Raw genomic sequence first — 14,936 nt, forward strand, 5'->3', positions numbered from 1 at the left:
GCTTGGATTTCAGATGGTGTCTTGTAACCCAACTCTTCAACTGCCTTCAAAATTGCAGGAGAAAGATTTAGAGATTCAAACGTGACTGGTTCTGACATTAATACGCCTCAACGAATTTAAAGAGGCGCGCATTATAAAGGAAAAAACCCTCAAATGCTTGTATAAATTACAACTAATTTCTATGTGATTGATGTTGGTTGAAATTTAACCAGTTTAATTTTGGGATTATTAAACTGGTTAACATATTAGAAACAGAACTTATTGGTAAAGGCCCAAATGCTCTTTGGCGTACGCTTCAAATTCAGTAAAGCCACCAACGTGTTGCTGGTCGACAAAGATTTGCGGCACAGTAGGGCAAGGTTTACCGGCAGACTTTTCAAGATCTTCTTTGCTGATGCCTTCTTTATTAATATCGATGTAACGATATTTAAAGTCATCACGTTCATTTGATAGCTGCTCTGCTACGTCTTTAGCACGGACACAAAATGGACAGCCTTCACGGCCAAAAATTACAGTTAACATAATGAACTCCTCTATTTGTTTGCCTCTAGTCTAACGAATCTAATTAAATATTAAAGTGAAAAAATACGATTACTCCATTCGTTTAAATCACTCGTTGTTTATCGCACGGTTACTCAGGGCTTACATTGAAGCAGTTGCACCAACATAGCGAGGAATTGAACATGTTATTAGCGGAACATAACCCGATGCCTGAGTGTTTCATCTGCCACTGTGCTCACTGGGGCTCACTGGGGCTCACGATCCTGGCGCACGCTTTCGTTAATTTGCGTTGCAAAATGCAACGCAAATTAACTAAAAGCTGTAGTTAATTTTTACGTGCAAACCTAACGCATTGTATTAAAAGAATTTTAAAATGAAATTACTTGGCTGTATTCCTGCAACACTATTAGCAAGAGTGAATAGTAGGCTAGGAGAGTAATATGAAGTTACGTCAATTTTTAACCACGAGTTGTTTGTTGTTGCTATGTAGTGTGGCAGTAACCGTTGATGCTAAGCAGCAAGGTTTAGCATTTATAGAAACAGCCGATGGTAAGCAGTCATTAAAAATCAGAGAAATGGTGCAATGGACCCATTCTCGGTTAGTGTTTAATAAACCTTTAGAGCGAGTTGCTGTTGGTCAAGATAGTATTTTACAACTAGAAGTACTTGATAACAATGAAGTATTGGCGTTGGCCAAAAAGGTCGGACGCACCAGTATTATTGTTTGGTACACAGATAACACCTCGGAAACCTTTTTGGTGAGTGTTACCGAAGACTTAACGGTGCTTAATCAGGCATTACACGACATTCATCCGGCAATTAAGCTAACTCTAGCCCCTGACAGGGCGGCTTTAGTGCTACGTGGCAACGTACCAACAGTGAAATACCGGATTGCAGCCGAACGTGCCGCACGTCATTATTTAGATGCTGGACAATCGTTACAAGACTCAAGTGTATTGGTGCAATCGGCGGGTAGTAAGTTACTGTCAAATTTGAGTAACCGCTTTAATATGCAAAAAAATGACGCTCCCGGCAATACTCAATTTCGCAGCAGCGCAGCCATCATTAATCTAATCCAAGTTGCCAGCTTACCGTTGACGGTAAACGAAAAAATTAGCAAAGCAATTGCCCATATAGGTGGGCAATCGGTGACTGTGCAACGTATTCAACAAGGTGAATTACAAAGTGACAGTACAGATACCATTTTATTAAGTGGCCAAGTGGAAACCCAAGTGGAATTGGTGCGGGTGCTTAATGTGGCAGCCCGATTATTAGCAAATAACCAACCACAAGTGGCGCAGCAACTTAATAATGCCGGACTCAATGCTAATAGCTTATCAGCTGCGAGTGAAAATCAAGCTATTACGGTGTTAGCCAATGAGTCAGGGGGAGTGATGAGCGGTGACAACAATACGACGGTGAGTAATGTGCGATCAAATATCGCGCGAGCGAAAATGTTATCGCTTGCTGGCGGACGTCTACTTTCTACTATTGAAGTGCGCGATTTACCACAAGTACGCGTGGCAATTCAAATGTATGAAGTGAACCGTCGTAAGTTAAAGCAATGGCGCCCTGAATTATCGCTTATTAGTAATGGTTATGATGCAAACACGGGATTATTTGGCTTAGATGGCGCAAGCTCACGTGCATCAGGGGCTGATACTGTTGAAAATGCGCTGCAGCTCATTGGTGGTAGCTTTGTTAATAATTTACAACTAGGTGGCAGTGAAATGGCGTTCGATTTATTGTTTTCGATGTTGGAGCAGCAAGGTATTTCTCGTACTTTATCGCGACCCACATTAACGGTACTCGCGGGGGAATCAGCGGTTTTCAAAGCAGGGGGCGAAGTCCCAGTGCCAACGGCCTTTTCACCAAGTGGTTATAATAGTGACGCGAATAACAATCAAGCATCTGGTGTGTTTAGCGGTACTGAGTTTAAATCGTTTGGTGTTGAGCTAAAAGTACGTGCCATGGTCGATGAAAAAGACCGCATTACCTTAGATTTAAACCCTATAATTTCAATGCCAGATACCTTATTAACGCAAGAAATTGCCGGTAGCACAGGCAGTAATTTAACCACGTCGGCGTTTAATGTGCGTAGCCTAACCACCTCGACGCGTTTACAAGATGGGCAACCTTTGGTGATTGGCGGATTAGTAAGCCAAGATGCTAGCAACAATATGGATGCGGTACCTGGGGTTAGTGATATCCCACTATTTGGTCAGTTAGCAAAAGCAACCAGCGAAGGCGAAACACAAAAAGAGCTGATCATTATTGTCACCCCTTCGATTGTCAGAGAGCCACGTCATGAAGTGAGATTGTGGGAATTTCCAAGCAGTGGTGAATTACTACAGCGTATTAGTCCTGCTAATACTAATAACTAAGGGGAACATTATGAAAAATTATTTATCAGTTAAGCAATTAGTAAGTCCAGTGTTGGTATGTATGCTAGCCGCTTGTAGTAGCCAATCAAATATTGAACAAGCATTTCAGCCAAATGTTGATTTAGATACAGCATTAAATACCTATAAAGTCAGTCAAGGACAGGTTAATTGTGATGATTATCGCCAAAAAGTGACCGATTGTGATGCGTTAGCGGCAGAGCTGGCCGCGTTGCACTTACGCTACCCCAGCCACAGAAGAATTATGTTGGCTACTGCGGTTATGTATTATGAAGTATCTAAGATTCAGGACAGCCAAGTATTGCTCGATAAACTATTGGGACAAAATCGCCCCGCACCCGAAGCTGCTATTTTGCGTGCCCAAATTGCGATGAGCCAAGGCAGTGTTAAAACTGCACGAAAAGTACTTTTAAAGCAGCTAGATATGGTGCCAGATCACGCTAACTTGTATGAAGCACTCAGTGCGACTTATTACCTGGAAGGGCGTTATAAAAAAGCGCAAGATGTGCTGTATAACGCCAATAAACTGGGCGCTGCAAGTTGGCGCATAAGTTATCATTTAGGGTTGATTAATGAAGGCCAAAAGCAGTATAGCCAAGCATGCCATTATTATCGTCAGGCGTTACAAAGCAACCCAGATCATAGCGCAGCCACAGGGCGATTATTAAACTTATCAATACAACCAAGCTGTGGCCCCGTTTAAGCCAGTTATTAATTATTGTTAACTCAAAACCCAGCTTGCTGGGTTTTTTTATATTGATTGCCATATTTGCCAAGCAGTGTGTAAACAGATGGAAAAGCACAAACTCAGATACATGCTGACGCTAGGTACCACCCGCTATTTAACTCCCTTTATTTATAATCCGCTGCCTTTATGTTTTTGCTTGGGGCTAAAGAACGACGAGTTACTTACCCCGAACTTTGCAAGTACGCACACCTACTGCGTATTGTTTTGCAAAATGCAAATCAAAATGAAAATTGATCATGACATAGCTAACAGTGGGCTTAATAGTTAGCACTTGACTTGTTTTTAATTGGTTGATTTTAAAAGGTTATATTTAATTTTTAACAATTTAACGTGGTTGGCACAGCCTTCGCAATACTATTAATAAGATAAAAGGAATCATCTAAAAATCTTAATCATTTAGTCATTAGTGAGTCGGGTTAAGGCTTGCAACGCTAACTTTAGAAACGCAAAGGTGAATATTATGAAAACACGTACTTCAACAACATTAGGCAATAAAAAGCAAGCTGGTTTCGTATTAACGTCAGAGCTTATTGTACTTTCAACCACTATGGTCGCGGCACTGGTTATTGGCTTATCAACGATGCGCGACTCAGTAACCGCAGAGCTTGAAGATGTAGCAGAAGCCATTGGCTCGCTGGATCAAAGTTATGCCTTTGACGGCATGATCAATGCCGAAGGCACTGCTGAAGTTAGCGGTTCAGGCTTCATTGATGCGGTAGATGTGAATGCCGGTGATGGTGCTACTTTTGAATTTGTGGCATCAGACTTTACAGAGGCGGCTGCATCTATAAACGGTACTCCGAGCAGTGGTGCAGCATCTGCAAATGCTAACGGTTCATTTAACTAAATCTAGAAGTGGGCCGGTTACTCGTTATGAGTCATAACCGGCAAGTTAACTTAGCACAAATAAGCAACTATTTTAGTCATTCAAAGGTGAATATTATGAAAACACGTACTTCAACAACATTAGGCAATAAAAAGCAAACAGGTTTCGTATTAACGTCAGAGCTGATCGTTCTGTCAACCACTATGGTCGCGGCATTGGTTATAGGTCTATCAACGATGCGCGATTCAGTAACCGCAGAGCTTGAAGATGTAGCAGAAGCCATTGGCTCGCTAGATCAAAGTTATGCCTTTGACGGCATGATCAACGCCGAAGGCACTGCTGAAGTTAGCGGCTCAGGCTTTATTGATGCGGTAGATGTGAATGCCGGCGATGGTGCTACGTTTGAATTTGTTGCTACAGACTTTTCTGAAACATCAGCCGCAATCAGTAACACGGCGAGTGCCGGTGCAGCATCTGCGAATGCTGACGGTTCATTAAATTAAATGTCAGGTTAGAGCCGGTTATTGTTATCTAGGTATAACCGGCATGTTGCTTGGCAGTTTGAATAATTTGGAGGTGTATCATGAAACGCAAATTAACCGGTAGCACCACAGTGGCAATAGCCTTATTTGTTACCTCGGGTATGTTGGCATCATTACTTGGCGCACGTCAGTTTGACCGTATCAGTACCGTACCGTCGTTAGTATTAAACAGTGACATTTTACCTGGTCAAGTGATTACATCTAAATTGATTAAACAGGGCCAAGTTAATGCTGACACGGGATTACAAGGTGTGCAAAACCCACGCGCGTTAATCGGTCAAACATTGGCAGTAAAAAAACAGGCTGGTGAAGCCATTTACCCTGAAGATTTAGCACGCAGTAAAAAAGTTCCCCTGTCGCATGCAATACCCGAAGGCAGAGTGTTATTTTCATTAAAACAACCTCAATCAGGTATTCCTGCATCGCAGCTAAATAAAGGCGATCGCTTAGATATTATTGTTCGTTCGCGCCATAACGTACGCACAGTTGCAACCGACGTACAGTTAATTGGGGTATTAAAAAGTAAATCATCAAGTAATAGTAAGAATGATGATGGGGTGATGAACTTATTAGCAGCAAATCAAGCGCCGGTAAGCAGTAAGGTGTCGTTAGTGATGGCCGTTAAACCAGAAGATGTATACCCGCTGGCTAGTATAAATAGTCGCGATACCGTGTCATTGGTATTACACAGCGCCTTAGATATAGCTAACGGCAAACAGCATTACTTAGGGCGTGTTGCTACTCACCGAAATGTGGAAGTAATTTCAGGTTTAGCGCGGAACACGGTGAAAGTTAAACGGACATTGAGAGATTAGGAGGCACTATGTTTATGCAGATGCACGAAGCGGTACACACCCCGATAGTTGACAGTGACATTATAGACGAGCAGCTCGTAACGTTAAGAACATTACGTCAACGACTTCATACGACTCTCATTGATAGCATGCATGAAGAGGAAGGCTTTACCTTAGACAATATAGATTGGCTTTCGCGTCACCTTGATAAATTGTTACAGCAAATAATGGTGCATGATAGTGCGAGCCTAACCCCACAACAACAGCAACAGTTAATTAGTGAAGTATGCGATGAGTTAGCCGGTTTTGGGCCGATAGCGTCGTTAATGGTAGAACCAGGTATCACCGATATTTTAATTAATGGGCCACATAATATTTGGGTTGAAAAACACGGGCGCTTACAGCGCACCAACAAACAGTTTGATGATCAAGCGCATTTGCGTCGCTTTTTAGAACGAATTATAGGCGCACAAGGTCGCCAACTCGATGCGCGCCACCCTATGGTGGATGCCCGTTTACAAGATGGTAGTCGGTTACATGCACTTATTTCACCTCTTTGTGCGCTGGGCGCGGTGGTGTCTATTCGCCGCTTTTATAATGAACAACTCGATGCAAACTCATTGATTAGCAGCGGATTTATTAGCCAGAAAATGCTAGATTTGTTAAATATTGCAGTATCGGCGGGAGTTAATGTGATGATTTCCGGTAGTGCAGGTGCGGGTAAAACTACGTTATTGAACGTGATTTCAGCGGCGATTAGTGAGCATGAACGGGTGATCACGGTCGAAGAAACCGCAGAATTAAAACTCAAACACCCTCATGTTGTGCCTTTAGAAACTCGCGGTAAAAACAGTGAAGGCCAAGGCGCTATAACCCTGCGTGACTTAGTGAAAACCGCATTAAGAATGCGCGCCGACCGTATTGTGGTTGGCGAAGTGAGGGGCGGTGAAGTACTTGATATGCTGCAAGCGATGAATTGTGGCCATGATGGCAGCTTAACAACATTACACGCCAATAGTCCCGAAGATGTTATTAACCGTCTAGAAACATTAGCGCAAATGGCAGATGACAAATTGTGTCGTGAAACAGTACAACATATGATTTTTGCATCAGTACAACTAATCGTGCAAGTGGCACGTTTAAAGGATGGCCGTCGTGCGGTAGTGAGTATCAGCGAGCTGCAAATGCGTGATGGCGAGCATAAAGTGACTGAGCTATTTGCATTTAAACGCGCGCAGCAAGACAGTATTCCAGGTGTGCATTATGCTACAGGCGCGCAGTCAAATTTAGCTACGCAAATAGCACAGCGCGGTTATGATGCAAAGCGTTATGAGGCATTAGTTACGGGAGATCACGCATGTTAAATATTGATGCAGTGTTATTACTGATCTGTTGTGGGGTGATGGCCTATATTATTTATTATTGGTATCAAAATGGTATTTTTGCCTCTGCTGATAATCAACCACAACCCAAGTTAAAACCGCATACCGTAACGAGTAACGAGCGCTTGTCGGTTAAAAAAAGCTTGGACATTGCAGGGTTAAAAGTTGCGCCGTTATTATTTTTTTTAGTGGTATTAGCCCTCACCGCACTGGCGTTTATGGTTGTTTACAGTGTGTTTGCAAAGCAAATCAATATAGCATTGATTGCAGCCTCAAGTGTGTTTATTGGCTGTTTTTTTAGCTTAATTGATCTTGCCCAATGGCAAATACGTCGCTTTGAAACGGGTTTAGTGGATGCCCTAGAAACTATGAATGCCACCTTAGTGGCGGGACTAAGTGGTCAACAAGCAATTCAAGTTGCACAGCAAACGGCTAAAGGCAGTGTTAAAACCGAGCTGACAGAAATCATTACCCGAATGAATATGGGCTATAGCGCAGAGCAATCGTTAGCGCGGTTAACGGAAAAGTACCGCTGTGATGCAAGTCATTTATTTGCACAAACATTAATAACCCATAGCCGTACAGGCTGTGATTTACACTTATTATTAAAGTCAGTCGCGTTGTTAATGCAACAGCGTTTAAGACAGCGACAAAAAGTGTTAAATAAGTTGTCTGGAACACGTTATGCCGCTTTATTTAGTGGGGTATTACCGTATGTATTAATTCCCATTTTTTTATGGCAGCAGCCAAACTGGTTTGATGCGTTGTTAAACCACCCACAAGGGGGAACCTACTTAAGTATTGCATTAGTGGCACAATTGGTTGGTTTTCTATGGTTGAGACGTTCACTAAGGGGGGCGCTATGATAGTTACTTGGCTCGATTTGACCTTATTTAGTTTATTCGCTATTTCAAGCAGTTTATTTTTTCTATTGCAAACCGGAAAGATAAATACAGCAAAAAAAGCGAATGTTAATGAACAGCTTAAACTAAAAAATAGTATTTTTTATCCTGCTAAATGGATCCGTCAAGCAGGGATCACTGCCAAAAAAAGTCCGTTACTTTATTGGGCATTAAAGTTGTCTTTGACCCTAGGCGCATTGGCGTTATTTTTTGAATTACCCGCTTTCTGGCAAACGCTTAAGTTACAGCTAATATTAGTGTTAATTGGTTTTTTTGGTTGTGATTTATGGATTTATCTAAAGCGCAACAAGCGCCAACAACAAATAGACGATTCAATCGAGTTTTTTATTAGCCTAATGATAGTGTACTTACAGTCGGGTTTTAGTTTAAGCCAAGCGTTTGCGAACGCCGCTGAGCATGGCATAAAAACAAACAACCCACTGAGCTTTGAGCTAAATATTATAGCGAGTGAGTTACGTTCAGGGCGCGAGCGACATATTGCCTTTAACGATTTACATGCGCGCACCGGCATTGCAAGTTTGCATAAGTTGGCCACCATCATCAATATTGGCAGCGCGGTCGGCGCACCGGTTATAGACAGTTTAAAAGCGCAACTAAGCGCAGTGAAAGCACAACAAAGTAAGAAAATAGACGACCAAATCAGTAAAAAGTCATTGGAGACAATGTTACCTATGATGCTGGTGTGCTTGCCAATGTTTTTCGTGTTGGTGTTTTTTCCAGCAGCGATGCAAATTATGGACGTGTTGCAGTTATTAGTGGGGGTGTTATGAGTCGCGTAAATAGTCACACTCATTCGTTTTATAAACAACAAGGGTTTGTGCTCACTATTGAGCTTATTTTAATTACCACTATTTTAATTATAGGGTCAATTGGTGGCATTGTTGCGCTGCGAAATGCACTGATAAAACATCAATTTCAGCAACAACAGCAAGATATTGTCATCGCCGATAGTAATGACCGTTTACTGGGTAAAATGCTGTCGTTTGATGAGCATGAAGCGCCGTTGGTAGCGTATGTTGATAGAACGGTGGCAGCTGCGCCTGGGGAGCAAGTGGCGGCAAATTATCGAGTATTAATAGGCATTCGCGATGACAGATTTACTACCCGTGAGCCGATTTACTATGATGCTCCCAACTGTACCGGTAACCCCTGTATTAAATCAACCAGCGATGAAAATAGTGATAGTATCGGGCTGTCGGGCATTAGAGCGACTGGCGTGGTGAGCTATTTTAATGCTTTACAGGGCGGGCCAAACTACGCAATAGGTCGTTCTGTTGATGGTATTAAAGGTGATTTATTTCGCTCTACCGCTATGCAATGTCCGGCCACAATCAATGAAATTCAATCGCGCTATGTATCACAAAAAGTAGTCACTGGCAGCCCTTGTGAAGAGTTTAGCGCGGCAACAACTGAAGCCGATAGTAGCTGCTTAACTGGGGTGAAGTTCCGCGGTGGTGGGATAGGGAACTCAATACCCGATGTACAGCCTTGTGAGCAATGCCCAACAGGGCTGGAGTCACAGGGGGATATTTTCGATAACTATGTACCCGAGGCTGAAATATTGCTCGAGGACGCACTGGCGTCACTGCGCATGGTCGGTGTGATCCCGAAAGTGGACGTCACTTTGGGTGAAATATGTTGCCCGACAGGCACGCGTTTACAAGATGATGATAATGTTGTTAATTCAATCGTGTTTATCGCTGTTAAAAATGTATTGAATTTACTTGGCATCGATATAACTACAAACAGTTTAGTGGTTGATACTTTAAATGTACTAGGAATACAGGAAGGGGTATTGAACTGTGTCGCCGAGGTTAATTTACAACAAGCGCAATCCGTACCTGATAACAACGACCCAACCCTTAATGCACTGGAAAGCTTTACAGCCCCGTTTAAAGTGAAATTAAATCACTCTCCGGCAGTAGCAAGTGAGCAGTGGTACTACATTCCCCCCGACGGTGAAGGCAATAATAGCGGTATCTGAGTGTGGCTTTATTACAAGCCACAGCCGTTAAAACTCCAGTTCCCCCGTCCCGTTAAATCTAACGTCAAGAGCGAACTCTCCCAGCTTAACATATGGGTGTTAGGTTAGCCTTTAGTACAGACGCTTTTCAGCAAAACGCAGATGTACTGATGTCATCTTCTCGCGGCTCTGTTAAATGCGCCATTTTTTCCCGCCCCAGCCCACAGTAACAAGAGTTATTTTTACGGCTGTGTAGAAGGTTGCATTGCACTGTGCTTTGCAAAATGAAAAAAATTAAAACCGTCTGAAGATGGCTGGTTTTAAAATCTCAAGAGATTGAAATATAAAGGTTTATTTATTTTTCTGAGAAGTTCAATCTGGCTTGTCAATTGCTTTTACTAATAGCGGCCTATTTACAGGCGATGACCGAGGAGCAAATTATGAATGCATTCAACGCAGCAACTGTAGAGAGTTCAGTAAACCTAGCCCGTTGGCATGAAATTGAGTACATCATGTCAAACTCGCTGAAAAATAATTACTTTAATATGGTGTATCAGCCTTTAGTGTCGCTCAATACCGGTAGCTTAATTGGCTTTGAAGCGCTGGTGCGTTGCGATTCTACACAGTATGGCGTAGTGGGCCCCGATGAATTTATCCCTCATGTAGAACAAACGGGGATGATTTTAGAGCTAGGAGAGTGGATATTTGAACGAACCTTGAGCGACATGCAGCATATGCTTTATATGGGGCTAGACTCGATAACGGTATCGTTAAATATTTCTCCGGTGCAAATTCTCCACGGTAATGTTTTTAATAGCGTGATGACGTTACTGGATAAATACGCAATCCCTGCCTCAGCGATTAAAATTGAATTAACGGAAACTGCGCTGATCCACAGCCCTGCAACAATCGCTAAAGTATTGGAAGACTTTCACCGTGAAGGCGTTAGTATTTGGTTAGATGATTTCGGCACTGGCTACGCTTCACTGGGGTTGTTGCGCCAACTACATATTGATGGCTTAAAAGTAGACCGTAGCTTTGTGAGTAATATCACTGAAAATAATGAAGACTTTACCTTATGTAGTGCCATTATTGCCATGGCGCAACGTTTAGGTTTAGAAACGGTGGCTGAGGGGATAGAGCATGAAAATCAATTGCATATATTAGAGCAATTGGGCTGCGACATTGCTCAAGGTTACTTATTAGGGAAACCACAAAACTTGATCCGCTCGATTAATACGTGGATGAAATAACCAGCAAACGCAGTGTAGTTAACTTTGTTTGCATTTTGATTTGCAAAATAAGAATGCTCAACTATTGTTAATAGATAATAAACCTATTGATAGTAATGAGTTATTTAACTTTTCAGTGCTATAGAATCCCACTTTTAGTCAAGATATACATTTTATCGGCTTGTAAGGGGGCGCACTGTTTTATAACTGAGGTTTATTATGTTGTTAGATAAAGCGCTCTTTAACTCAGATATTTCAGATCAGCGGGTGTTAGTGCAACTAGCACAAGACGTAGGGATGGAAACTCTAGAGACGTTAATACAATTATTTATTGGCGAACTTGCCACGTTAAGTGCCCGTTTAAGCGATGCTATTACCCACTCCAACACTAAAGAGATACAACAAGTGGTGCATGTATTAAAAAATTCTGCTGCTTTATTTGGTGCGATGCCATTAGCAATCCTCGCAGAGCAACTGCATGGCACACAATCACTTAGCGAAGCACAGCAATTTGCGGCGGCGCAGACTATTCAGCAAAAGATAGCGGCCAGTCGCAATGCATATCAACAGCTAGTAACGCGGACATCATAAGGAGTACATCATGGACAGCGATGAAAAAAAAGGCTTGATATACATAGTTGAAGATAGCATTGCCAGCGGCGCTCTCTATGCAAGCCAATTAGAGAAAGTGGGGTTTCAATGTAAACATTTTACTGATGGTTATTCTGCGCTGGTGGGGATTAAAGAACACATGCCTGATGTGCTTGTCCAAGATGTCTGTTTACCCGATATTAGCGGTTTAGAAGTAATGCAATTTGTAAATAAACAGCCTCACCCTGCTAATGTGGTGGTGATCACCTCAAATAGCTCTATTGATACAGCTGTGGCTGCGATGCGATTGGGAGGATTTGATTTTTTAGAAAAACCCTTCACAGGGCAGCGATTAATTACCGCGGTAGAAGGCGCGCTCAACTCGCAAGCGCGTAAGCAAACCAGTCAAGCCATAACCAGTGACGTCCCCGCTGTTAGCAGCCAAGAGTTTGTGGGGGAGTCTTTAGCGATGCAAACCGTGTTTCGCTTGCTAGACAGCGCGGCACGAAGCAAAGCCAGTGTCTTTATTACTGGAGAAAGTGGCACCGGTAAAGAAGTCTGCGCGCAAACGTTACACGATGGCAGTGCACGCAGTAATGGCCCTTTTATTGCCATTAACTGTGCCGCTATTCCTACAGAACTATTTGAGTCAGAGTTTTTTGGACACGTTAAAGGGGCGTTTAGTGGTGCGTTAAACGACAGAAAGGGCGCCGTTGAAGTGGCTAATGGCGGAACTTTGTTTCTTGATGAATTATGTGAAATGGAACTGAACCTACAAGCTAAATTGTTGCGTTTTTTACAAACAGGCGTATTCAGCCGAGTGGGCAGTAGTGATGTATTAAATAGTGATGTGCGCTTGGTGTGTGCTACAAACCGTAACCCAGAGCGCGAAGTTGCCGAAGGGCGTTTTAGAGAAGATTTATATTACCGGTTAAATGTGATCCCAGTAAAGTTACCTCCACTGCGTGATCGCGAAAACGATATCTTATTATTAGCAGAGCATATTTTAAAGCAAAAAAGCACTGCTAATGGCAAGCAGTTTAGTGGCTTTTCGCCACAAGTAGAGCAATTGTTTAGTAATTATGATTGGCCCGGTAATATAAGGGAATTACAAAATGTTATTGAAAATACAGTAGTAATAAACGAGGGCGATGTTATAGAACTCGATATGCTACCCAATGTATTTAATCAAAAAATAGTTGCAAACACGCAGGCGCACGTTAATCAAGCACCGAGTGCATCACCGATGATGCTACACGATATTGAACCACTCTGGCAGGTTGAAAAACAAGCCATCGAAGCGGCAATCCGTATTTGTGAAGATAACATTCCCCTAGCTGCGGCCTATTTGGGAGTCAGTGCGTCAACCATATATCGAAAAATGAAGGGGTGGAGTTAAAGGTGGCATTACACTTACCATTTAGCGTCCTCAGTGTAGCGAAAAATAAATTTTTTATAATTTTTAATTTATTTACTTGAAAACAATTTTACCGTCCATATATAGTTTAGTGAGGACGCCTGATGGGTCCCAAATAAATAGAAGTTATTGAAAATTATATTATTAATTAAACTTCAATGGCAGTTGTTCATAAGAAAATTGCTATTGAAATATCGCTTAAATATGAGGATATTATTATGCGTACAGTAGATTTATCACCCCTTTATCGTTCTTTCATCGGCTTTGATCATTTAGCATCATTAATGGATGCAGCAGCCAGCTCAGACAAGCAACCGAGCTTTCCTCCTTATAACATTGAGGCGCTTGATAAAGATAAATACCGCATTACCATGGCCGTTGCTGGTTTTAGCGACAGCGAGCTGAGCATAGAGTCAGAAAATAACACGCTAAAAGTAGTGGGTGTTAAAGAAAGTAAAGGTGAGAGCGATGAGCGTAAATTTATTCACCAAGGCATCGCTGAACGTAATTTTGAACGCAAATTTCAGCTTGGCGACCATGTGAAAGTACTGGGTGCCGATTTAGCCAACGGGTTATTGAGTATTGATTTACAACGTGAAATTCCAGAAGCATTGAAGCCGCGTAAAATCGCTATAGGCTCAGATAAGATGCTTGAAAGCAAATAGTGTAATCCACACAGTTATTTTCCCAGTAAAAAGCCGCCATTTTGGCGGCTTTTTGCGTTTACGCATTTTAGTATGGTTACTGTTGTACTGAGCTTAGCATAACGGTTTAAGACGCAGCGAGTAATGTTGTTTATGCCAATTGCGCTATAGCATCCCTATGCGCGAGTTTTTCTCAAGGCGTTTACGCTGTTTTATGCCGTAAAGCAGCGACCAGTCTATTTATTACAACAACATAATTAATTACCACAGTGACGGTGAACGCCAGATACTGAGTTGCTTTTTTTATCAACTTATTCGTTATTATGGTTGCTAATTTAACTGTACATCCTTATAATAGCCGCCATTGTTTAGTATGTTGTAAAACATCACTAACAGCGATATTAAATTATTAATTTTAATATCTATTGGCGCGGGATGGAGCAGCCTGGTAGCTCGTCGGGCTCATAACCCGAAGGTCGTCGGTTCAAATCCGGCTCCCGCAACCAAGCTTGGCCTTAGGCCACCCAATTTTGTGCTTTTGGTGTGACGCCCCGCTTGGTTCGGGGCGTTGTTGTATCTGCACTGTTTGATTTGTCACCCGGTTGATCAAATTAAAATTTAAACTCAATATTTTAGGGCTATAAGCCCTTTTTTTGTTTGTATGGAGGATTTTCGTGACAAAACTTGAACAAGATTTAATGACCATGTTAACGCCTGCGGTAGAAATGTTAGGCTTTGCATTATATGGCCTTGAGTTTGTACAAGCAGGTCGCCATTCTACCTTGAGAGTCTATATTGATCATCAAGATGGGATCTCAGTGGATAACTGTGCGGATGCGAGTCGCCAAATCAGTGCGATTTTAGATGTCGAAGACCCAATTACAAACGAATATGATTTGGAAGTTTCGTCTCCTGGTGTTGATCGTCTATTATTCAAACAAGATCACTACGAGCAGGCGCAAGGAGAGGAA

15 protein-coding genes and 1 tRNA gene are annotated in these 14,936 nt (G+C 42.2%); 15 read left to right on the forward strand and 1 reads right to left on the reverse strand.

Annotated elements, in window-relative coordinates; genetic code table 11:
* Nucleotides 1-258: 258 nt before the first annotated feature.
* Nucleotides 259-522: a GrxA family glutaredoxin gene (locus ABYB02_RS08170; RefSeq protein WP_372761976.1), complete on the reverse strand. Its 264-nt coding sequence runs from the start codon at nt 520-522 to the stop codon at nt 259-261.
* A gap of 419 nt (nt 523-941) precedes the next feature.
* On the opposite strand from ABYB02_RS08170, the gene ABYB02_RS08175 reads away from it, so the two are divergent.
* The 15 genes from ABYB02_RS08175 to rimP all read left to right on the forward strand — a co-directional run.
* Nucleotides 942-2,885 (forward strand): pilus assembly protein N-terminal domain-containing protein, encoded by a 1,944-nt coding sequence (locus ABYB02_RS08175; protein ID WP_372761977.1) that lies wholly within the window; start codon nt 942-944, stop codon nt 2,883-2,885.
* A gap of 10 nt (nt 2,886-2,895) precedes the next feature.
* Complete coding sequence (locus ABYB02_RS08180) at nt 2,896-3,606, forward strand: tetratricopeptide repeat protein (RefSeq protein WP_372761978.1); 711 nt, start codon at nt 2,896-2,898, stop codon at nt 3,604-3,606.
* Nucleotides 3,607-4,111: 505 nt separating this feature from the next.
* On the forward strand, nt 4,112-4,498 hold the full coding sequence (locus ABYB02_RS08185; protein ID WP_372761979.1) for a hypothetical protein: 387 nt from the start codon (nt 4,112-4,114) through the stop codon (nt 4,496-4,498).
* Between the two features lie 95 nt (nt 4,499-4,593).
* Nucleotides 4,594-4,980 carry a hypothetical protein gene (locus ABYB02_RS08190; protein WP_372761980.1) on the forward strand — a complete coding sequence of 129 codons (387 nt, stop codon included), beginning with the start codon at nt 4,594-4,596 and terminating at the stop codon, nt 4,978-4,980.
* Between the two features lie 80 nt (nt 4,981-5,060).
* On the forward strand, nt 5,061-5,834 hold the full coding sequence (locus ABYB02_RS08195; RefSeq protein WP_372761981.1) for a hypothetical protein: 774 nt from the start codon (nt 5,061-5,063) through the stop codon (nt 5,832-5,834).
* An 8-nt stretch (nt 5,835-5,842) separates the two neighbouring features.
* Nucleotides 5,843-7,177 carry a CpaF family protein gene (locus tag ABYB02_RS08200; RefSeq protein ID WP_372761982.1) on the forward strand — a complete coding sequence of 445 codons (1,335 nt, stop codon included), beginning with the start codon at nt 5,843-5,845 and terminating at the stop codon, nt 7,175-7,177.
* On the forward strand, nt 7,171-8,061 hold the full coding sequence (locus ABYB02_RS08205) for a type II secretion system F family protein (protein WP_372761983.1): 891 nt from the start codon (nt 7,171-7,173) through the stop codon (nt 8,059-8,061). The genes ABYB02_RS08200 and ABYB02_RS08205 overlap by 7 nt, the downstream gene beginning before the upstream one ends.
* The gene (locus ABYB02_RS08210) at nt 8,058-8,888 is read left to right on the forward strand and encodes a type II secretion system F family protein (protein ID WP_372761984.1); all 831 of its coding nucleotides are present in this window, start codon (nt 8,058-8,060) and stop codon (nt 8,886-8,888) included. Before ABYB02_RS08205 ends, ABYB02_RS08210 begins: the two co-directional genes overlap by 4 nt.
* Nucleotides 8,885-10,102, forward strand: a complete 1,218-nt coding sequence (locus ABYB02_RS08215) for a hypothetical protein (RefSeq protein WP_372761985.1) — start codon at nt 8,885-8,887, stop codon at nt 10,100-10,102. Before ABYB02_RS08210 ends, ABYB02_RS08215 begins: the two co-directional genes overlap by 4 nt.
* 419 nt (nt 10,103-10,521) lie before the next feature.
* Nucleotides 10,522-11,334, forward strand: a complete 813-nt coding sequence (locus tag ABYB02_RS08220) for an EAL domain-containing protein (protein WP_372761986.1) — start codon at nt 10,522-10,524, stop codon at nt 11,332-11,334.
* 198 nt (nt 11,335-11,532) lie between these two features.
* Complete coding sequence (locus ABYB02_RS08225) at nt 11,533-11,904, forward strand: Hpt domain-containing protein (protein ID WP_372761987.1); 372 nt, start codon at nt 11,533-11,535, stop codon at nt 11,902-11,904.
* Nucleotides 11,905-11,914: 10 nt separating this feature from the next.
* A complete protein-coding gene (locus ABYB02_RS08230) occupies nt 11,915-13,303 on the forward strand; it encodes a sigma-54-dependent transcriptional regulator (RefSeq protein ID WP_372761988.1) in 1,389 nt (462 codons plus the stop codon).
* Between the two features lie 236 nt (nt 13,304-13,539).
* On the forward strand, nt 13,540-13,986 hold the full coding sequence (locus ABYB02_RS08235) for an Hsp20 family protein (protein ID WP_372761989.1): 447 nt from the start codon (nt 13,540-13,542) through the stop codon (nt 13,984-13,986).
* 408 nt (nt 13,987-14,394) lie between these two features.
* Nucleotides 14,395-14,471: transfer RNA gene (locus ABYB02_RS08240), tRNA-Met, on the forward strand.
* A gap of 168 nt (nt 14,472-14,639) precedes the next feature.
* Nucleotides 14,640-14,936, forward strand: a 297-nt coding sequence (rimP, locus tag ABYB02_RS08245) for a ribosome maturation factor RimP (protein WP_372761990.1), incomplete at its 3' end; no start/stop codon positions are given.

Origin of the sequence: Pseudoalteromonas sp. (genome assembly GCF_041613455.1) — a bacterium.
Classification (GTDB): Bacteria; Pseudomonadota; Gammaproteobacteria; order Enterobacterales; family Alteromonadaceae; genus Pseudoalteromonas.